Origin of the sequence: Nonomuraea helvata (assembly GCF_039535785.1) — a bacterium.
Taxonomy (GTDB): domain Bacteria; phylum Actinomycetota; class Actinomycetes; order Streptosporangiales; family Streptosporangiaceae; genus Nonomuraea; species Nonomuraea helvata.
Window position 1 is genome coordinate 356,861 of the sequence record NZ_BAAAXV010000012.1, and the last position, 20,125, is coordinate 376,985.

The 20,125-nt window shown below is 69.1% G+C and carries 18 protein-coding genes; 11 read left to right on the top strand and 7 right to left on the bottom strand.

From position 1 onward, the window contains the following. Positions 1-41 precede the first annotated feature (41 nt). The 5 genes from ABD830_RS51925 (at position 42) to ABD830_RS51945 (ending at position 3,923) form a co-directional block, all read left to right on the top strand. Positions 42-434, top strand: coding sequence for a hypothetical protein (locus ABD830_RS51925; RefSeq protein WP_345003036.1), 393 nt, complete (start codon positions 42-44; stop codon positions 432-434). A gap of 155 nt (positions 435-589) precedes the next feature. After that, positions 590-1,060, top strand: coding sequence for a hypothetical protein (locus ABD830_RS51930; protein WP_345003037.1), 471 nt, complete (start codon positions 590-592; stop codon positions 1,058-1,060). Positions 1,061-1,335: 275 nt separating this feature from the next. Then, positions 1,336-1,821 carry a hypothetical protein gene (locus ABD830_RS51935; protein WP_345003038.1) on the top strand — a complete coding sequence of 162 codons (486 nt, stop codon included), beginning with the start codon at positions 1,336-1,338 and terminating at the stop codon, positions 1,819-1,821. A 520-nt stretch (positions 1,822-2,341) separates the two neighbouring features. After that, on the top strand, positions 2,342-3,274 hold the full coding sequence (locus tag ABD830_RS51940; RefSeq protein ID WP_345003039.1) for a MerR family transcriptional regulator: 933 nt from the start codon (positions 2,342-2,344) through the stop codon (positions 3,272-3,274). Between the two features lie 91 nt (positions 3,275-3,365). Beyond that, a complete protein-coding gene (locus tag ABD830_RS51945) occupies positions 3,366-3,923 on the top strand; it encodes a hypothetical protein (protein WP_345003040.1) in 558 nt (185 codons plus the stop codon). A gap of 55 nt (positions 3,924-3,978) precedes the next feature. On the opposite strand, the gene ABD830_RS51950 is transcribed toward ABD830_RS51945, so the two are convergent. The 3 genes from ABD830_RS51950 to ABD830_RS51960 form a co-directional block, all read right to left on the bottom strand. Then, positions 3,979-5,202 (bottom strand): FAD-dependent monooxygenase, encoded by a 1,224-nt coding sequence (locus ABD830_RS51950; RefSeq protein ID WP_345003041.1) that lies wholly within the window; start codon positions 5,200-5,202, stop codon positions 3,979-3,981. A 12-nt stretch (positions 5,203-5,214) separates the two neighbouring features. Next, positions 5,215-6,057, bottom strand: coding sequence for an alpha/beta fold hydrolase (locus ABD830_RS51955; RefSeq protein ID WP_345003042.1), 843 nt, complete (start codon positions 6,055-6,057; stop codon positions 5,215-5,217). 85 nt (positions 6,058-6,142) lie between these two features. Further along, positions 6,143-7,102 (bottom strand): LysR family transcriptional regulator, encoded by a 960-nt coding sequence (locus ABD830_RS51960; RefSeq protein WP_345003043.1) that lies wholly within the window; start codon positions 7,100-7,102, stop codon positions 6,143-6,145. Positions 7,103-7,178: 76 nt separating this feature from the next. Here ABD830_RS51960 and ABD830_RS51965 point away from each other — a divergent pair, with 76 nt between their 5' ends. Then, positions 7,179-7,895, top strand: coding sequence for an aspartate/glutamate racemase family protein (locus ABD830_RS51965; protein ID WP_345003044.1), 717 nt, complete (start codon positions 7,179-7,181; stop codon positions 7,893-7,895). Between the two features lie 112 nt (positions 7,896-8,007). Here the strand turns inward: ABD830_RS51965 and ABD830_RS51970 are convergent, their stop codons facing one another. Both ABD830_RS51970 and ABD830_RS51975 read right to left on the bottom strand, forming a co-directional pair. Continuing rightward, positions 8,008-9,426, bottom strand: a complete 1,419-nt coding sequence (locus ABD830_RS51970; RefSeq protein ID WP_345003045.1) for an amidase — start codon at positions 9,424-9,426, stop codon at positions 8,008-8,010. A gap of 354 nt (positions 9,427-9,780) precedes the next feature. Beyond that, positions 9,781-11,298, bottom strand: a complete 1,518-nt coding sequence (locus tag ABD830_RS51975; protein ID WP_345003046.1) for an alpha-N-arabinofuranosidase — start codon at positions 11,296-11,298, stop codon at positions 9,781-9,783. Between the two features lie 139 nt (positions 11,299-11,437). Between ABD830_RS51975 and ABD830_RS51980 the strand changes: the two genes are divergently transcribed. The 3 genes from ABD830_RS51980 (at position 11,438) to ABD830_RS51990 (ending at position 15,342) form a co-directional block, all read left to right on the top strand. After that, a complete protein-coding gene (locus ABD830_RS51980) occupies positions 11,438-11,872 on the top strand; it encodes an Lrp/AsnC family transcriptional regulator (protein ID WP_345003047.1) in 435 nt (144 codons plus the stop codon). Between the two features lie 117 nt (positions 11,873-11,989). Then, positions 11,990-14,932: an aminotransferase class III-fold pyridoxal phosphate-dependent enzyme gene (locus tag ABD830_RS51985; RefSeq protein ID WP_345003048.1), complete on the top strand. Its 2,943-nt coding sequence runs from the start codon at positions 11,990-11,992 to the stop codon at positions 14,930-14,932. 11 nt (positions 14,933-14,943) lie between these two features. Continuing rightward, entirely contained in the window at positions 14,944-15,342 is a 399-nt protein-coding gene (locus ABD830_RS51990) for a RidA family protein (protein WP_345003049.1), read from the top strand. Between the two features lie 17 nt (positions 15,343-15,359). Here the strand turns inward: ABD830_RS51990 and ABD830_RS51995 are convergent, their stop codons facing one another. Then, on the bottom strand, positions 15,360-15,794 hold the full coding sequence (locus ABD830_RS51995) for a MarR family winged helix-turn-helix transcriptional regulator (RefSeq protein ID WP_345003050.1): 435 nt from the start codon (positions 15,792-15,794) through the stop codon (positions 15,360-15,362). A 137-nt stretch (positions 15,795-15,931) separates the two neighbouring features. Here ABD830_RS51995 and ABD830_RS52000 point away from each other — a divergent pair, with 137 nt between their 5' ends. Together ABD830_RS52000 and ABD830_RS52005 are read left to right on the top strand one after the other, a co-directional pair. After that, positions 15,932-17,341, top strand: a complete 1,410-nt coding sequence (locus ABD830_RS52000; RefSeq protein WP_345003051.1) for an MFS transporter — start codon at positions 15,932-15,934, stop codon at positions 17,339-17,341. Positions 17,342-17,407: 66 nt separating this feature from the next. Continuing rightward, positions 17,408-18,229: an NAD(P)H-binding protein gene (locus ABD830_RS52005; RefSeq protein WP_345003052.1), complete on the top strand. Its 822-nt coding sequence runs from the start codon at positions 17,408-17,410 to the stop codon at positions 18,227-18,229. A gap of 132 nt (positions 18,230-18,361) precedes the next feature. On the opposite strand, the gene rox is transcribed toward ABD830_RS52005, so the two are convergent. Continuing rightward, positions 18,362-19,849, bottom strand: coding sequence for a rifampin monooxygenase (gene rox, locus ABD830_RS52010; protein WP_345003053.1), 1,488 nt, complete (start codon positions 19,847-19,849; stop codon positions 18,362-18,364). Positions 19,850-20,125 lie beyond the last annotated feature (276 nt).

The window sequence follows — 20,125 nt, forward strand, 5'->3', positions numbered from 1 at the left end:
TGGGGCGTCTCATGCATCTGAGGCATCGGAGCAAATACCTCATGATCAGCGAGACGTGCCTCGGGTCAGATGAGACCGGACACTCCACCTCCCGCGACTTCGCCATCCGCGACTACAAGACCCACATGAAGACCGTGCTGCGCCGCGCGTCGACTACCGTCAACGCCCACCTCACCGAGTTGGACCACTTCTTCGCCCAGCTCGGACTCGGCCCCGCCGTCGTCCGCCGCGACGACGCCCCCAGGCTCGCGCCCCGCGCCCTGGACGCCCGCCAGCAGAAGCGCTACCTGCGCGCCGTCGAACGCACCCCCTCGCCCGCCGCCAGGCGTCCCCGTGTTGAAAGTTTCACTAACACCGTCGCGCGGACGACTGTGATGACGAGGGTGCGACCGCCACATCCCACGGCGTCTCATGTCCTGCGACCAGCCTGTTGATTAGCGGGGCGAGGTCGCCGCCCCTTTACGGGCCGTGCGGAAACCGCGATTCACCGCTTGTTTCGGAGGGCCGTGCTCCATATGGGGTCTGTCCGGTCCATGGCCGTTGTGTGATCCTCCCCTCGAGAAGACATTTCCTGCGGCGTATCGGGCGCGTGGTCCGCGCGCTCGAATTGCCATCGGCGGTAGGGAGAGATGGCTACTTGAAATCCCTTCATGGAATGCGCGCCCTCGCATTAGGCGCGGCGGCGGCCCTGGTGCTCGGCGCGCCCCCCGCTCAGGCGGCGACCGCGTCCAGCGTGAGCGCCGCGGCGCTCAGTTGCGCCATCACCATCAGCAACCCGATCCAGTTGTACACGACCTCCGTTTACGCCTATGTCGAGGTCAACTGCAACCAGAGAGTTTCGTTCATCGGCGGATACCTTTCCTTGTACCGGGACGGTACCTATCTGGGCTACGCCGAGACCTACCAGAACAATGTGGCTTACGCCTATAAGATCAATATGGTGTCGTGCGTGCCCGGCAACTACCACGTCATGGGCTACGGATTCGCCAACCTCGATGGCGGAGCACCCGACTTCTCCCAGCGTGTCGCCACCACGCCGGTCGCCATCACCTGCACCTGAGCTCCATCTGAGTCCGACACTCGATCAGCCTCACCGACGTACATCGTCCGCAACAACCGATGCCGAAATGCTTCCAGGTCGGATTTCGGCGCCGGCTGTCCATACTTGTCCGCAGTCACCCCGCTACGAGGCGGCTGCGGAGGGTGATCGCTGCCGGTCCTCGGACCTCGCCTGCGGGTCCGCCTCAACCCGATCAGGGCGGCGCGGCCGTCGCGGATGACGGGCCGGCACTCCGGTGAAATCTCCACAGTCAACGGCGCGAAGAAGGGAACCCCATGATTGCCGGCAACCTGATCCGCCGGGCACTGGCGGTCGGCGCGATGCTGGCCACCACCGCCGCGATGGTCGTGACCATGCAGCAGCCCGCCGCCGCCTCAGCCCTGACGCTCAACGGCACAGTGGACTGCCTCAACGTCGACTACTCCGGCGACACCCGGGACTGGTACGCCTCATACGTCGCGGTCAGCTCCGCGCCTCCTTCATACGGCGTGGCTGTGCCCTACAGCTCGATGGTCGCGAACCCGGCGAACCACTCGTGGTCGTTCACGATCAGCCTGCCCGGCGGCAGTACCGCGGTGAGCGTGTCGGCCATCTGCAGCGGCGGTCACCAGTGGGACCAGGTCGGCTGGACCAACGGACCGGCGATCAGCATCCCCTCCTGGGCCACGACTCTGAACGCCACCTGGGGCTGCTCCACCCAGCAGGTCTACCCCGGGCCCTACATCACCGGCTGCAGCGCGCAGTCCTACTCGTACAGCTGAGCTCCTGCTCCAGAAGGCCCTCCGCTTTCACCGCGGGTGGCCTTCTCACATGCAGGCACGAAATACGTGACGCCGGCACGGCGCCGAAAATCAGTACTTGGTCGGCCCGCGAGGAACAGCGGTAAGAGAACGTACGTCAAGGCAGACCGGATACGGCCGAGAAGGAGAAAGAGCCCTGCGACCGGCCCCCATCGATCTGACCGACGCCCGCCAGCAGGCCGCCCCCTCGGCCAAGCCCCGCATCCTGCCACCGCCCGTGGCCAGCGACCCGACGACCGGCCCAAGATCTGCCGCCAGCAGTCCATCACCCTGCACCCCGACGACCTCGGCCACCTGGACAAGTTCCGCCAGGACCTCCCCTACCTGACCCCCGCCTGGGCCAGCACCTACCGTGCCGTCCGCGCCAACACCGACGTCTGGTGGAAGGCCCGGCAGGATTCCAGGGCCACCCCGAGGGCGGGGTGAAGATCCCGGCTTTTGCGGTTGAGTCTCCCCTGAGGGGAGACGGCAGAGTATGCGCATGGACGGCGACGTGCTGCTGACGATCGGAGACCTGGCCCGGCGCACCGGGCTCACGGTGAAAGCGATCAGGTTCTACTCCGACCGCGGGCTCGTACCGCCCACCACCCGCAGTCCCGCTGGCTACCGGTTGTACGACGTCGGCGCGCTGGCCCGGTTGGAGTTCGTGCGCGCGCTGCGCGAGCTGGGGATCGATCTGCCCACCGTGCAGCGCCTGCTGGAACGCGATCTTCCGGTGGCGCAGGTCGCCGTGGAGTACGCCGAGGCGCTGGACGTGCAGATCCGCATCCTGCGGCTGCGCCGAGCCGTGCTACGCGCGGTGGCCAGACGGGGATCGACGTTAGAGGAGACGGAACTCATGCACAGGCTCGCCAAACTCTCCAACGAGGAACGCCACCGCCTCGTCACCGACTTCATCGACGAGGTCTTGGGCGATCTCGACGCCAATCCCGAGTGGGTCGCGATGATGCGCTCGGCCATGCCGGACCTGCCCGACGACCCTGACCCCGCGCAGGTGGACGCCTGGGTGGAGCTGGCCGAACTGGTTCAGGACCCGCAGTTCCGCGCGGCGGTCCGCCGGCTGGCCGAATACCAGGCGGCCGAACGCGCCCAGGGCGACACCACGGGGCTGCACCACGAGCTCACCGAGGAGGTCCGCGGCCGAGTCGGCGCGGCGGTGGCCGCGGGCGTGGACCCCGCCTCGCCGCAGGCGGCCGCCATCGTCGGTGCCCTCGCCACCCGATACGCGCAGACCTTCGGCCGCGCCGACGACGCCAACCTGCGGGACTGGATGCTGGACCGCCTGCAGGCGGCCGACGAACCGTTCGCCGAGCGTTACCTGCAGCTGCTCGCGGTTATCAATGGCTGGCCGGTGCCGCCGAGCATGGCGCCGCTGTTCAGCTGGTTCATTCAGGCCCTGCGTGCGGGTCGGTGAGGTCGCTCTCCAACCTTGGGTGCCGCCAGTATCTGCTCACGACGACGGCAGCTGCAGGCGATATCCGGACGGCAGGGTGAGGGCTTCGCCGATGACGAGCCTGCTCTCCGGGAGGTGGGCCGCGCTCGCCCGGTCCAGGTCGGGGCCCGTACGCCAGCGTCGGCATGACGATGCAGAACTTCGTCCTCGTCGTGCAGAACGCCGTCCCCCTCAAGGACATCGGCGCGGCCGGCTCCACGGTCGCCTTCTTCCGCTCCCTGGGCGGCATATCGGCGTCTCCGTCCTCGGCGCCGTCCTGGCCCGCCACGTCAGCAGCCAGATCGCCCACGGCCTCACCGCCGCGGACCTTTCCACCTCGGGCCTCGACGACGGCGGCCTGACCGCCGGCGCGCTGCCGCCCGCCGCCCAGGAGATCGTCCGGATGGCCTACGGTGACGCCACCGGGCTCGTCTTCGTCATCTGCGCCGCCGTCGCCGCCGTCCTGCTCGAGCCGGTCACCCTCCGTACCAGCCTCGACAAACCCGACGTGGCCCGATCGGCGGCCATCGCCGCCGAAGCCGCGCTCGGAACCCCCACCTTTGATCAGACCACCATCGCCCCGGCATCGAACCGGGCGGGTCCGCTGCCTCGCCACGAGCGCTCAGCTTGATCCGCTGCTTCTGGTCGCACGTACGAGATCGGCCGCCCGGCCGGCACGCGACCGATCAGCAGACGCCGGCCGTGGTGGGCGACGGCGGGTAGTCGTCGACGGTCATGGAGTTGTACAGGCGTGCGCTCTTGGTGGTGAGGCGGAGGAGGGCGCGGCTGGGCCCCGCGGGCAGGGCGGAGATCAGGCGGGCGCCCTGGGCCAGCCCCGAGACGCCGAGACGGGACGTGGGGATCAGGGTCTTCGCCGCGCTGAGCGCGACCGCGCGGCTGCCGCGCACGTGCTCGGCCATCGCGCGCTCGTAGGCGGGGAAGGCGCGCTCGTGGTCGCCGCCCGCCCGCGCCAGCTCCCCGGCCAGGACGTACGCGCCGACGACGGCCAGGGTGGTGCTGCCGCCGACGGCCGGGCCGGGGCAGTAGCCCGCGTCGCCGACGAGCGTCACCCTCCCCCGCGACCAGGTGTCCATGCGGAGCTGGGTGATCGAGTCGAAGTAGAACGCCGGGGTGCGCTCGAGCTCGTCCAGCCAGCGGTCCACGTCGGCGTGCAGGCCGTCGAACGCGCCGCGCAGCAGCTCCTTCTGCCGGGGCACGTCGCGGTGGTGGTAGTCCAGCTCGCGCTCGCTCCGGAACAGGAACAACGCCCGCGCGTCGCCGAGGTGCCGCGCGCCGTACACGCCGGCCGTGCGGCCGACGCCCACGTGGATGAGGAGCTCACGGTCGAGGCCGGAGGTGTTGGGCACGGTGAGCACCCCGAGGTAGGCCCCGGCGAAGGCGCTGAAGCGGGACTCCTCGCCGAAGACGAGGCGGCGCACGTTGGAGTGCAGCCCGTCCGCGCCGACGACGAGGTCGAAGCGGCGCGGCGCGGCGTTCTCGAACCGCACCTGGCCGTCGGGCGAGATCTCGGTGATCGAGTCGCCGAAGACGTACTCGACGTCGTCGCACGCGGCGTCGTAGTAGATCTCGCTCAGGTCGTCGCGCATGATCTCGACGTGCCGGTCGGAGGTGGCGCTGAAGATCTTGGAGAGGTTCACCCGGACGGGACGCCGCGCGCCCTCCCGGCAGAGGGTCATCCGTTTCGTGCCGGTGGCCCGCTCCTCGACGCGCGGGAGGACGCCCATCTTCTCCGAGATGTCCATCGCGGGCCGGAACAGGTCGACCGCGTGGCCGCCGGTCTTGCGCAGGGCCGGCGCGCGCTCGACGACGGTGACGGAGAAGCCGTGCCTGGTGAGCCAGTACGCCAGCACCGGACCGGCGACGCTGGCGCCGGAGATGAGGATCCGCATGAGCACATCTCCTTAGTGGATCGCGCTGAAGGCAAGAAGGGCCGCGGCGGTCCGCGGCGGATCCTCGAGCATCGGTGAGTGTCCAAGGCCGGGCAGCAACTCGACTTTCGCGCCCGGAACGGCGTGATAGTCGGCGGCGGATGAGGATCGCCATCTCCGGTCGTCCGCACCGAAGATCACCAGCAGTGGCTTGCCAAGAGTCGCCAGCCGGTCCGGGAGCGGCCGCTGCTCCATGTAGTCGCGGGTGGCCTGCATCGTCGTGGTGAGCGTGTGGGGGGTCATGTGGCGTACCTCGTCCAGGAGCTCTTGCGGGACCTCGTAGCCCGCGCGGCTGAAAGCGGTGCCGGCGAGCCGGCGGAGCTGCTCGTCGCTCGGCGGCCACTGCGAGAGTTCGATGGCGGCGGACCCTGATGGGATGAAGGCGTCCAGGTTGGGTCCGGTGTTGACGAGCGCGAGCGCGGTCACCAGGTCGGAGCGCTGTTCGGCGAGTGCGGTGGCGACCGCGCCGCCGCTGGAATGGCCGACCACGACGGCGTGCTCGACGCCGAGCCGGTCCAGCGCCATGCCGACCCGGCGTGCCTGTTCGGGGGTCGCGTAGCTGGGGCCGGCCGGTTTGGCCGACCGGCCGTGCCCGAGCAGGTCGATCCGGATGACGCGATGGGACCTGGTCAGCAGCGGGACCAGCGGGTCCCACGAGCGGGTCGAGGAGGCGGACCCGTGGATGAGCAGGAGTGCGGGGGCGTCACGGGGGCCGTCTTCGCACACGTAGATGTCGCCGTCGTCCAGGGGCAGGGTCGAATGCTCAGTGGCCTCGGGGCCGCCATTCACGCGCGGCCCGTCGTCAGGAATGGTCATGAGCCCACTGTCGCCGCCGGCGCGTGCCGGCGGATTGGACAAATGTTCCCCGCCCTCGTCCAAGAACGCGGGTTTCGCACGGCGGCTACGCCGATCCCGGATCCCATGCGCCACCTGCGGCGGTGGCAGGACTCGCGGCCATGTGGCCGGCTCGGGCGGCGATGTCGGCCACAGCCTGTACGGCGCTGCGGACGGCGGGAATCTGGTCGGCCTCGCGATGGTGAACGAGGTACAGGACTCTCGGCCGTACCCCCGCGGCCGGGCGCACGGCGACGCCCGGGTCGCGGGCCGCGTCGAGCGCCAGTTGAGGAAGCAGCCCGACGGCCAACCCACGGGCGATGAGCGCCTGCGTCAGCACATAGTCGTCCGTGCCGTGACGGATGTCCGGCGTGAAACCCGCTGACTCGCACGCCTGGCGAAGGTGGTCTGTGCAGCGTTCGCAACCTCCGGTCCATTTGTCCTGTGCCAGCTCCCGCAGGTGCAGCGGTACATCCGACGGTTGCGCGCACGGATGCGAACGGGGCAGCACGAGCCGCAGCGGATCCTCGCCGATCGGCATCCGCACCATTTCGTCGGTGCCGGCCGGTCTCTCCCCGGCGTGACCGAACGTCAGGGCGACGTCCACGTCGCCGGCGGCGAGCAGGTCGAGGGCCTGCGGGGGCTCGGCCTCGCGCAGGCGTACGTCGAGATGCGGATGCCGCTGGGCGAGCAGGCTCATCGCGGCGGGGACCACGGTCGCTCCCGCCGAGGGGAACGCGGCCAGCCGCACGGTGCCCGCCCGCAGATGGACCAGCGCTTCGAGCTCTTCGGTCGCGGCCTGCATGCGGGCGGCGATGGCGTCGGCGTGACGGAGCAGCGCCTGTCCCGCCTCCGTGAGCTGGACACCGCGTGGCCGGCGCAGCACAAGGGGGGTGCCCGCCTGACGTTCGAGGTGGCGTAGATGCTGACTGACCGCCGGCTGGGTCCAGCCGAGCGACCGGGCGGCGCCGCCGATCGACCTGGTACGGGCGATTTCCCGGAAAATCAGCAGCCTCTGGACGTCCATGCCATAAGTATTGCTTGGCGGTCGGCCAAGAAAGCCAGGACTACCTATGAGCCGGGCGGCCCGGCACGCTGGTGCCATGATGCGAACCATCGGGCTGATCGGCGGCATGAGCTGGGAATCCTCCGCCGAGTACTATCGGCTGCTGAACGAGGAGGCGCGACAGCGGCTGGGCGGGCACCACTGCGCCAGGAGCGTGCTGGTGACCGTCGACTTCGCCGAGATCGAGGCCATGCAGCGCAGCGGGGAGTGGGAACGCGCCGGGCTGCTCCTCGCCGAGTCGGCCAAGAGCCTGGAGCAGGCGGGCGCGGACATGGTGCTGCTGTGCACGAACACCATGCACCGGGTCGCCGACCAGATCGAGGCGGCGATCAACGTGCCTTTCGTGCATCTCGTCGACGCGACGGCGCGCCGCGTCGCCGCCGCGGGGCTCACCACGGTGGGGCTGCTGGCCACCCGGTTCACGATGGAGATGGACTTCTACCGCTCCCGTATGCGACAGCACGGTGTGGAGATCGTGGTCCCGGACGAACCGGACCGCACGCTCGTCCACGACGTGATCTATCAGGAGCTCACGCAGAACCGGGTCGAAAGCTCCTCTCGCGAGGAGTATCGCCGCATCATCGCCGAGCTCGCGGGACGAGGTGCTCAGGCGGTGATCCTTGGATGCACCGAGATCACGCTGCTGATCGGGCCAGGAGACAGCTCGTTGCCGGTGTTCGATTCCACCCGCATCCATGTCGAGACGGCCGTCGACCTGGCCCTGCACGCCGAACCCGATCCAGCCACGAAGTGAAAGAGCAGATCGAGGGACGAACTGAACCCTCCGGTCAGAGGCGGTCCGCAGCGTTGCCCGCCATCACCCGGTCAACGCTGCGGACCGTGCCGCAGAAAGCGCCCGGCGCCTGTCAGAGGTTTCCGGCGAAGACCGGCGGGACGCGCTCCTTCCATGGCATGGCCTGCTCCAGGTGAGCGGCGATCCGGAACAGCAGGTCCTCCCGTCCGTAGGCGGCGACGATCTGCACGCCGATCGGCAGCCCGTTCTCGCTGTGGGCGAGGGGAAGGCTGATCGCCGGTGAGCCGGTGACGTTGAACACCGGAGTGAACGGCCCGTACTCGGCCAGCGACTCCAGCCAGCTCGTCAGGGTGTGGCCGGGATCGTCGAACCGCAGGGTGCCGTGCGGGGCCGGTAGCCGGCCCAGTGTCGGGGTGATGAGCAGGTCGTACTCGGCGAAGAACGCGCCCACCGACCGGCTCACCCGGTTCTGCGCGTCGAACGCGGCCAGCATGTCCAGCCCGCTGTACTCCCTGGCCGCCGCCAGGAAGCGCCGGGAGACGGCCTCCATCCGGGACTCGTCGGGTATCCGTGGAGCCAGCAGCAGCGTGGCGGCGATCGCGACCGCCTCGCACACCCAGGCCCGCATGACGGCCTCCCAATCGACGACCGGGCTCGCCTCGGCGACGGTGTGTCCCGCCTGCTCCAGCACCCGGCCGACCCGGATCGCCGCCGCGGCCACCTCGGGATCGACCGGCGTCCCCGCCCAGGCTTCGGTGGTCACCGCCACCCGCAACCGGCCGGGGTCGGCCCCGATCTCCTCCGCGTACGCCCGGCGCGGTGGCGGCGCGGTGTACTTGTCGCCGATCCCCGGCCCCTGGACGGCGTCCAGCAGGTGAGCGGCGTCGCGGACGGTGCGCGTCAGCGCGAACTCGTAGGACATGCCGAGTATCGGCTCCCCCGCATCGGGGCCGGGCGTGATCCGGCCCCGGCTCGGTTTGAGACCGACCAGGCCGCAGCAGGAAGCCGGGACGCGGATGGAGCCGGCACCGTCGCTGGCGTGCGCGACGGGCACAGCGCCCGCGGCGACCAGAGCGGCGGCGCCGCCGCTCGACCCGCCTACGCCCCTGTCCAGGTCCCATGGGTTGCGTGCCGGGCCGTACCTGAGGGGTTCGGTGGCGAAGCTGACGCACAGCTCCGGCACGGTGGTCAGGCCCAAGGTGACCAGGCCGGCAGCACGGAAGCGGGTCATCAGATCGGTGTCGCGCCAGGCGACGACGCCCGGCAGGGCGCGGCTTCCCAGGGTGAACGGCACCCCTTCGGCCACCGGCCCGTGGTCCTTGATCAGGAAGGGCACCCCGGACAGCGGCCCGTCGGCCGCGTGAGCGAGCGCCGGGGAGAACAGCGGCAGCGCCAGGCCGTTCACTCTGGCGTTGGCCGCTTCCAGCGCCTGCCGGGCGGTGGCCTCGACCTCGTCGGCGGTGACCTCGCCCGCCCTGATCAGGTCGCGGATGCCGACAGCGTCATACCTCGCGTACTCGTGAATTTTCACGGAAAGTCCTTTCGATCACAGATGGAAGTGCTGCATGACAGCGGGGGCGACGCGCTCCGTGGCGCGTCCCCTGTCAGTGATCGAAGTGCTTCTACGCTCGGTACATCACGGCCCATGCTCGCAGCGGCCGTGCCCCGCCGTCGACCGAATTTCCCGTCAGCGAGTGGACTCGCGGGCCTTCAGCTCGAAGGGCGCGGTGTACTCGGCACGGCCGGCCCGATGACGCCGGTCCGCCCGGATCTGAGGGTCCGGGCGGAGACGTTGACGCGGTAGCCCGACTGGCGGACCGCCTTCATCACCGGGCGGCGGACCTGATCGCTGACTCCGGCCCGGCCGTTTCATGGGCGGAGGCGCTCACGCGAGGCGCCCCTCCACGGTGACGAAGGAGTGTGCGGGCAGGTGGACCCGAAGTCCGGAGGCGGTGGGCGTGACCTGCTGGTGGGAGCGGGGCGCGACGGCGTCGGGCGCCTCGGGCGTGTTGTGGGTCTGCGGCTTGTCGGCGGTCAGGATGCGGGCGCGGACGTCGGCCACCGCGCCGCCACGCAGGTCCAGGTCCACGTCGATCGGCTCGGCCGCGTCCAGGTTGGACAGCGAGACGAGCACACGCCCGTCCTTGCGGCTGGCCGAGACCGAGACGGTCTGCAACGTCTCACGGGTGGGCACCCCCGCGGGGAGGTCGACCCGCAGCGAGGCCGCGTCCTGGTGACCCTTGTTCATCTCGAACACGTGGTACGTCGGCGTCAGCACGAGCGCGCCCGAGTCGGGATCGGTGAGGATCATGGCCTGGAGCACGTTCACCGTCTGGGCGATGTTGGCCATCACCAGCCGGTCGGCGTGCCGGTGGAAGATGTCGAAATGCACGCCGGCCACCAGCGCGTCACGCAGGGTGTTCTGCTGGTAGAGGAAGCCGGGATTGGTGCCGGGCTCGACGTTCCACCACGTGCCCCACTCATCCACGACCAGGCCCACGTTCTTGCCCGGGTCGTAGCAGTCCATCACGTTGGAGTGCCGGGTGATCAGCTCGTCGATCCGCGCGGCCTGGACCAGCGTCCGGTAGTAGTCCCCGGTGTCGAACACCGTCGCGTCGCCCTTGTCCTGCCAGGTACCCGGGATCGTGTAGTAGTGCAGCGAGAGCGCCTGGTAGAAGGGCTGGGGCCGGTAGGCGCAGCCCAGGTCGCCGAGCTGCTTCATCAGCGTCTCGGTCCAGGCATAGTCATCGGAGTTCGCCCCGGCGGCGATGCGGTACAACTTGTTCTCACCGTGATCACGGCAGTACGTGCCGAACCGGCGCGCCTCATGAGCGTACTGCCCGGCGGTCATGTGCCCGCCACAGCCCCACGCCTCGTTGCCCAGCCCCCAAAAACGCACCCGCCACGGCTCGTCCCGCCCATGGGCCTTACGCAGCCGCACCATCGGCGAGTCACCCTCACGGGTGAGGTACTCCACCCAGTCGCTCATCTCCCTGACCGTGCCGGACCCGACATTGCCGCTGATGTACGGCTCAGCGCCGAGCAACTCGCACAGGGCCATGAACTCGTGCGTCCCGAAGTGGTTGTTCTCCTCGACGTTGCCCCAGTGCGTGTTCACCATCGCCGGACGCCGATCCTTCGGCCCCACCCCGTCCATCCAGTGGTACTCATCGGCGAAACAACCACCCGGCCAGCGCAGATTCGGGATGTTCAGCGCGCGCAACGCCTCCACCACATCCAGCCGGATCCCGCCCGCGTTCGGGATGTCACTGTCCTCGCCCACGTAGAACCCGCCATAGACGCACCGGCCCAGATGCTCGGCGAAATGACCGTACAGATGCCGACTGATCAACGGACCCTCGACATCGACATTGACGATGGCGGGCACGACGACGTTACTCATGAGGGGCGACCCTTCACCTTATATACCGATAAAGCGCTCGCAACTTTATCGATACATAAGCGCGTGTCAAGGGAGCCGCCGGAGCACCCGGGCCGTGCGTACACTGCCGACGATCGGGCCTTATGCAAGAATCCTTCGTGTGGATGCTGCTGATCGCACGATTCTTCGGCAACTGACGTCGAACGGCAGGACTTCTCTCGAGGTGCTCGCGCGTGCCACCAACCTCGCTCCGTCGTCCGTCAAGCGCCGCATGGACCGTCTGGAACGATCAGGAGTGATCCGGGGATACACGGTCCTGCTGGCTCCCGACGCGTTCGGGAACCGCCTCGAGGTCCTCATGGAGATCACTGCCGTGGAAGGCACCCAGCGCGGTCCCCTTACCGATGCCCTGGCGGCGCAGCCCGAGATAGTCCGTGCCTGGACGGTGACGGGTGATGCTGATGCCCTGGCGCTGGTGAGGGTCAGTGATGTCAGCCACCTTGAGCAGGTCATCGTGCGGCTGCAACAGACCGGCAGCGTCGCTCGAACGCGGACGCAGTTGCTGCTCACAGAATTGATCAACCGGGGCGACTGAGGGTGGCTCGAACAATCTGCGATCTGTGCGCCTTGGCATGAAGGTTTCTTGCGCGGAGACGCAGGATAGCGGCGAATTGTTCGACATTGTGTAGCTGTGGTGCTTAGCATTCCTGGCATGACTCAGCCCTCTGCCGCGCTGCTGGCCTCCTGGGCCACGGAGCTTTTCGGTGTCCCGGCGTCCGCCACGTTGCTGCCCGGGGAGCTCGACTGGAATGCCCGGTTGGATGTGGAGGGCGTCCCGGCCTATGTGCTCAAGGTGCATCATCCGGCTACCGACCCGTCGGTGCTGGACTTTCAGGACGAGATCCTGGCGCACCTGGCCCGGACCGCACCCGAACTCGCGGTACCGCGTCTCGTCGCGACGGCCGGTGTCAGCTTCGGCGGGCACGCCCGGCGAGCCCGCCTGCTGGAGTGGCTCCCGGGGACCGTGTGGGCCGATGCCGGCCCGCCCGATGAAACGCGTTTGCGTGCGCTGGGTTCAGCCGTGGCGCGCCTGGACGCGGCGCTCGCCGGGTTCGATCATCCGGCACTCGACCGGCCGTACCGCTGGAACATGCAGCAGGCGGTGGCGCTGCTCGGGAACGCGCCGTTCGTGGACGATGCCCTCCGGCCGTTCGTGCACACCACGCTCAACAGGCTCGATGAGCTGCTGCCCGCCTTGGGCGCCCTTCCTCAGCAGGCGATCCACAACGACGCCAACGAGCACAACGTCCTGGTCGGCCCGGACGGCGGCGTCGCCGGGCTGCTCGACGTGGGGGACGTGGTCCGCGCGCCACGGGTGTGCGGGCTCGCCGTCGCGCTCGCCTACGCCCAGCTCGGCCACGCCGACCCCATGGCGGCCGCGTTGCCGGTGCTCGCCGGCTACCACGCCGAGTCGCCGGTCAGGCCGCAGGAGCTGGCGTTGTTGCCGGATCTGGTCGACACCAGGCTTGCGATGAGCGTGGTGAACGCCGCCGTGCAGCGCCGTTCCGACCCGGACAACTCATACCTCACCATCAGTCAGACGGAGGTACGCAGAGCGATCGGGGCGATCACGCGCGAGCCCCGCGAACTGCGGGAGGCGCGCTTTCGCGACGCCTGCGGCTACCGGCCGATCCCCCGTGAGCGAAGGATCGTGGCCTGGCTGCAGTCGGCCGCCTGCGATCCTGCCCCGGTCATCGACCGGAACCTTGCCGCCGATCCGCCGTTGGTCCTGGACTGGACGCATACGGATCCGACGACGGTGGCCGCGGTGAACTCCCAGGTGGCGGCCAGTGGCCACACCTTCGGCCTCGGCAGATATCGGGAGGACCGCGATGTCTACCGTTCGGACGCGTACACCTCGTCCCGATCGGAGGGGCCGCCCCGGACCGTACACCTGGGAGTGGACCTGTTCGTCCCCGAGGGTGAACCGGTGTTCGCACCGCTGGACGGTACGGTGCACACCGTCGAGTACCGAGCCGACCCCTACGACTACGGCGGGGTCGTGCTCCTCGAGCACGCCACCGACGACGGCGAGCCGTTCTGGCTGTTGATCGGCCATCTCGGCCGGGAGGTCGTGTCGAGCCTGGCGCCCGGGCAGCGGGTACGGCGTGGCGAGCGGATCGCCCGGGTCGGTGTGCCTGCGGAGAACGGGAACTGGCCGCCGCACGTGCACGTTCAGTTGTTCGTCACGCTGCTCGGCCGCTCGACCGACCTGCCAGGGGTGATCGAGCGTGATGACATCGACGTCTGGGAGAGCATCTCCCCCGACCCCAATCTGCTGCTCCGGATACCCGTGTCGCATGTGCCTGCTCGGGACCGGAGCAAGCAGGAGCTGGCCCGTCGTCGTCGCGCGAATCTGGCGCCGGCCCTGTCGCTCAGTTATGCCGATCCGCTGCACATCGTCGCCGGCGACGGCGCGTACCTGGTCGACGCGGACGGCAGGCGCTATCTCGATCTGGTCAACAACGTCGCGCACGTCGGCCATGGTCACCCGCGCGTGGTGAGCGCGCTGGCCGCGCAGGCGGAACTCTTGAACACCAACACGCGCTACCTGCACGGGACGATCATCGAGTACGCCCGTCGCCTTGCCGCCACCTTCCCGGACCCCTTGTCGGTGGTGATGCTGACCAACTCCGGCAGCGAGGCGAACGACCTCGCGTTGCGGATGGCCAGGACGGCGACCGGACGAGAGCACGTGCTCGTCCTCGACTGGGCCTATCACGGCAATCTCGGCTCTCTCGTGGAAGTGAGCCCGTACAAGTTCAACCGGGCCGGTGGCGACGGGCCTGGGCCACGGGTGCGCGTGTGCGAACTGCCCGACCCCTACCGGGGACGGTACGGGGCCGACGGCCCGCGGTACGCGGCCGACGTCGCCACTCACTGCGCCGACGCACCCCCGGCTGCCTTCCTGCACGAGTCGATCCTGGGCTGCGCAGGTCAGATCGAGCCGGCTCCGGGACATCTCGCGGCGGCGTACGCCGCCGCGCGCGAGGCAGGCGCCCTGTGCATCGCCGACGAGGTGCAGTGCGGATTCGGCCGGGTCGGCAGCCACATGTGGGCATTTGAGGCACACGGGGTGATCCCCGACATCGTGACACTGGGCAAGCCGATCGGGAACGGTCACCCACTCGGCGCCGTGGTCACCACACCGGCCGTCGCACGCGCCTTCCAGACCGGCATGGAGTACTTCAACACCTACGGCGGCAACCCGGTCTCGTGCGCGGCCGGACTCGCCGTCCTGGACGTGCTCCGCGACGAGCGGCTGATGGCGCACGCGGCCGAGGTCGGGACGTGCCTTGCCGCAGGGCTGACGGAGCTGGCCACGCGGCACTCGATCATCGGCGACGTACGGGGGCGCGGCTTGTTCCTCGGAGTGGACCTGGTCGAGGACCGGGCCACCAAGCGTCCTGCGACTGAAGCGGCAGCGCGCGTCGTGGAGCTGGCCCGCGAGGGCGGGGTGCTGCTGTCGCTTGACGGCCCGCACGGGAACGTATTGAAGATCAAACCACCCATGGTGCTCACCCGCGCGGACGCCGAAACCGCCTTGGCGACCTTGGACCGAGTGCTGGCCATGGTCGGCGACGTCACAACCTGAGAGGACCGACCATGATGGCACAAAACATCATTCTGACCCCGATTCAGCCGGCCGACGCTCCACCGGCGATGGGAGGATACGCCCAAGCGCTGGCCGTGGCCGGCGCCTCACGGCTGGTCTTCGTCAGCGGACAGATCCCCCAGTCGCCCGACGGTCACGTGCCGGATGATTTCGAGGCGCAGTGCCGGATCGTGTGGCACAACATTCAGGCGTGCCTGACCGGTGCGGGGCTTGGAGTATCCAGCCTGGTGAAGGTCACCACGTTTCTTTCGAAGCGTGAGTATGCCGACGCCAACTCGGCGATACGCCGTGAAATCCTCGGCGCTCATCGCCCAGCGCTGACGGTGATCATCTCGGAAATCTTCGACAAGCGCTGGCTGCTCGAGATCGAAGCCATCGCGGCGGGCTGATCGCCTGGGGTGGAGACTCAGGCCTCCTTGGTGAGGCGGTCGGCCTGGGCGCGGCCCGCTTCGGCGGCTCGGTGCAGGTAGTCGGCGATGACGGCCAGCTCCGCGTCGTCGTACTTCTCCAGCACTTCGGCGAATGCCTTGCCCGGTACGTCCCAGGCCGCACCGACCCTCTCCCGCGCCAAAGGTGTCAAAGTGACCAAGGCCCGCCGGCGATCGGCAGGGTCCGGCTGCCGTACCACCAGGCCCGCCTTCTCCAGTCGATCCACCATGCGGGTGGCGGAGCCCGGCGTCAGGCCGGTCAGCCGTGCGATCTCACCGGTGCTCACCGGCCTCGACTCCATACCCAGCAGTCCCATGCACTGGAGGTCGGTGGAGTGAATCTGCAGATGATCGGCCATCGCCTGGTTGAACAGCACGTACGCCGCATAGTGCCGCTGACTCTCGTCCATCATCCGCTTCAAGGTTTCGGCTCGATTTGACACAGGACAGCCCCATACCTCACATTTACTTGCGTCACGCAATCTTTGCGTGACGCACTTTTTGTGTCACGCCCCTATCTTACTGTCGTCAACCCCTGGAAGGGGACCGCATGTCCGCACCCATCCGCGCCGCGCCGGTCCAGGCAGGAAGGCGCTGGGCCGTTCTGGCCGTCATCCTCGCCTCCGCCGTACTGGACCTCCTCGACGCCACGATCACCAACCTCGCCGCGCCCACCATCGCGGCCGACCTCGGCGGAGGCGAGACCCTCATCCAGTGGCTCGGCGCCGGCTACGCACTGGCGCTCGGCGTGCTGCTGGTCCCCGCAGGACGGCTCGGCGACAAGTACGGGCGGCGCCGGCTCTTCCTGATCGGCATCGGCGGCTTCACGATCGCATCCGTGGCCTGCGGGATCGCAGGCGGCGCGGGCACCCTGATCGCCGCCCGGATCGTCCAGGGGGCGTTCGGAGCGTTGATGATCCCTCAGGGATTCGGCATCGTGACGGCGGCCTTCCCGCGTGACCAGCTCGGCAAGGCCTTCAGCGCGTTCGCACCGACGCTCGGCGCTTCGTCGGTCGGCGGGCCGGTGCTGGCCGGGTTCCTGATCCAGTCCGATCTGCTGGGACTCGGGTGGCGGGCCATGTTCCTGATCAACATCGTGCTCGGCGGAGCGACGTTCCTCGCCGCGGCGAGACTCCTGCCCACCGACGGAGCGCGCTCCGATGCGCCGGAGGTGTCGGTGGACGGGATCGGCGCCGGCCTGCTCGGGGTGGCCATGGTGGCCTTCCTGTACGGGCTGATCGACGGATCCGCCCATGGCTGGGGCCTTGTCGCGTACCTGTGCCTGGCCGGCGGGGTGGCGTTCTTCGGCCTGTTCTGTGTGCGCCAGCGCACCGCCGCCAGCCCACTCATCGAGCCGTCGTTGCTGCGCAACCGCGGGTTCACCGCCGGGCTCGTGCTCGGCGTGGTCTTCTTCGCCGCCGTCTCTGGCCTGCTGTACGTGATGTCGCTGCTGATGCAGTACGACCTGCGGTTCACCCCCGTCAAGGCGGCGGTCGGCCTGGTGCCGGTGGCAGCCGGCATCGTCGTCGCCTCGGTGGCCTGTCACCGGCTCATCGCCCGGCTCGGCCGGGACCTGATCCTCATCGGGCTGCTCACCACGCTGGCCGGCACCGGCTGGCTGCTGTTCGCCGCCTCGGGCACCCCTCGTGACGTGTGGTCGCTCGTGCCACCGGCACTCGTCCTGGGGCTGGGCATGGGGGCCTGCTTCGGGACCGTCTTCGACGTCACCATGGGCGACATCGACCCGCGCCAGACCGGGAGCGCCAGCGGATCGCTGACCGCGATCCAGCAACTCGCCAACGCCGTCGGCGCCGCGGTCGTGACCACCGTCTACTTCGGCGCCGGCGACCAGGACGGGGCCGCCACGCGCAGCCTGCTCATCGTGATCGTCGCCACGATTGTCTGCTGCGGCCTGGTACGGCTGCTCCCCCGCAAGGCTCAGCCCCACCACGCCCCCTGAACAACCCCAACCCCGCCCGGACACAGCACCGTCCGGCTTTCAGCATTCAGAAAGGCATGACCTACTATGACCACCCTTGTTACCGGCGCCCGTGGCGCTGTGGCCACCGAGCTCATCGCCCTCCTGCGTCAGCGCGGCCTGCCGGTCCGCCCGGCCTCGAGCCGTCCGGGCGACCCGTCGATCGCCACCTGCGACCTGACCGACCCGGCCACCTTTCCCGGCGCCCTGGCGGGCGTCAGTTCGGTCTTCCTGTACGCCGAGCCGTCGCACATCGACGCCTTCGTGAAGGAGGCCGTCACCGCCGGAGTGGAGCACATCGTGGTGCTCTCGTCGTCCGCCGTGCTCGCCCCGAACCCCGAGGCCAACCCGCTGGCCAAGTCCCATCTGGACGTCGAACACGCCCTGACCGCCGCCCCCGTCCGCAGCACGATGCTCCGTCCCGGCGCTTTCTCCGGTAACGCCCTGGCCTGGTCCTGGCCCATCAAGGCCGGGGCCCCGGTGAGCCTGCCCTACCCGGGGACGTACACCGATCCCATCCACGAGGCCGACCTCGCCGAGGCGGCCGCCGCCGTCCTGACCGACCCCACCCTGAGCGGCCGGACGTACACGCTGACCGGGCCTGAGTCGATCACGTGCGCCGAGCAGATCGACATCCTCAGCCGCGTCACCGGCCGGGACATCATCATCCGCAACGTCACCCGCGAGGAGTGGAAGGCGGAGATGGCCGAATACGTGTCCGGGCCCATCGCCGACGCGATCCTGGACTGGCAGCGCTTGAACGACGGCGTTCCGACCGAGATCACCACGGACCTCGAGCGGCTGATCGGACGGCCTGGCCGCACGTTCGCCGCCTGGGCCCACGACCACGCGGCCGCCTTCAAGCCCTGACGGGCCCGCGGCTCCCAGGGCGGGCAGTCGCCCGGCGCTCCCACGCCGACCGACTGCCCGCCCAGGGCAGTTGATCAATCTCCCATGCCGGCGGGTCCGTCCTCGCGGCCCTTTTCGGCTGCGCGGGCGAAATCAGTCGGCGGGCTTGCCGAACCAGCGGGAGAGGTGGTCGTCCAGGTCCTGCTGATCGTCGCCGATCCAGGCGACGTGGCCGTCGGGGCGTAGCAGGACGCACGGAACATCCAGTGCCGCGGTGGGATCGGCGAGGTGGTCGACCCGGTCCGACCAGCCGCCGACGGTCAGGCGTTCGGTGCGGTCCAGCAGCAGGCCGCGGCCGCGATGCAGCAGACCGTAGAGGTGGCCCTGTTTCACGTCGATGTCGCGCAGGCGGCGGCCGAGCAGGTCGGGGCCCTCGCCGAAGTCGTAGCGGATGCCGATCGCGGTGATCTTCTCGATCAGATAGCGGTTCACCTCCTCGAAGTCCATCAGTTCGGTGAGCAGCCTGCGCACGGCCTGCGGGCCCGGTTCGGTGGAGTGCAGTTCCATCTGGGCGCGGGTGTTGTCCAGCACGTCCTCGGCGACCGGATGACGTTCGGCATGGTAGGTGTCCAGCAGTGTCTCCGGCGCCCAGCCGCGGATCTGTGCGGCCAGCTTCCAGCCGAGGTTGAACGCGTCCTGAACGCCCAGGTTGAGTCCCTGTCCGCCGGTGGGTGGATGGATGTGTGCCGCATCGCCGGCCAGCAGCACCCGCCCGACCCGATAACGTTCGGCCAGCCGGGTGGCATCCCCGAAGCGGGACATCCAGCGCGGGGAGTGCACGCCGAAATCGGTTCCGGCGATGGTGCGCAACTGTTGTCGGAAATCCTCGAGGGTGGGCGGCTCCGTGCGGTCGCTGACTCCCGCGGCGGGGACCACGACGCTGTAGACCCCTTCGCCGAAGGGCCGGAGCCAGAATCGCTGCTGGGACTCGCGGGTTTCGGCCACCTTGGCGGTGATCTCCTCCTGCGGCACGCCCACTTCCATCTCGCCCATCAGCGTCTCGGTCCGTGAGGGCTCGCCGGGGAAGCCGACGCCGAGCAGTTTGCGCACCGTGCTGCGCCCGCCGTCACAGCCGACGAGGTAGCGCGAACGCAGCCGTTCCCCGTCGGCCAGCTCGACGGTCACACCCTCGTCGTCCTGCTCGAGACCGGCGACCGCGCAACCGTGCCGGACCTGCGCACCCAGTGCGATCGCATGCTCTTCGAGCAGATGAACGATGACCGGCTGCCGGATGCCCACCAGATAGGCGTACGCGGAATCCAGGCCCTTGGGCGCGGGTTTGGGGATGGCGGCGAAGAAACCGCCGGCCGGACGCTTTCTTCCCTGCTGGAGAATGCGATCCAGCAGTCCGCGCATCGCCATCAGCTCGAGACTGCGAATATGCAGACCGACTATGCGGACGGACGACGCGGGCTCGGTTTCCTTCTCCAGAACGAGTACCCGCACATCGTGCAGGCGCAGTTCGGCGGCCAGCATCGCGCCGGTCGGCCCGCACCCGGCAATGATCACGTCGAAGACGAGGGACGCGCGCCCGACCCCGTCGTTCGACGGTGGCTGGGCGGTGACCTGCTGAGAGTGCATAGGTGTTGCCTTTCGGGAGTGCCTTGTTGGCGAGGCGCTCCCGGCGACACCTACGTCAATCGCCCAGCCGTGACGGGAAGGGGGAGCACCCACATCGATACAGCGTTCATGGGGCTCACCTCCTCGGGCGGTGTCACGGTCACCTGCAAGCTACAAGCCCGAACATCATCCTGTCCAACCCTTTACCTGCCACGTGATCACGGCTCCAAAGTGAGAAAACGCGCCCTCGACGGCGAAGGTGCCAGGCGCCTGCTTCGTTCCGTCACAGATTGCCGG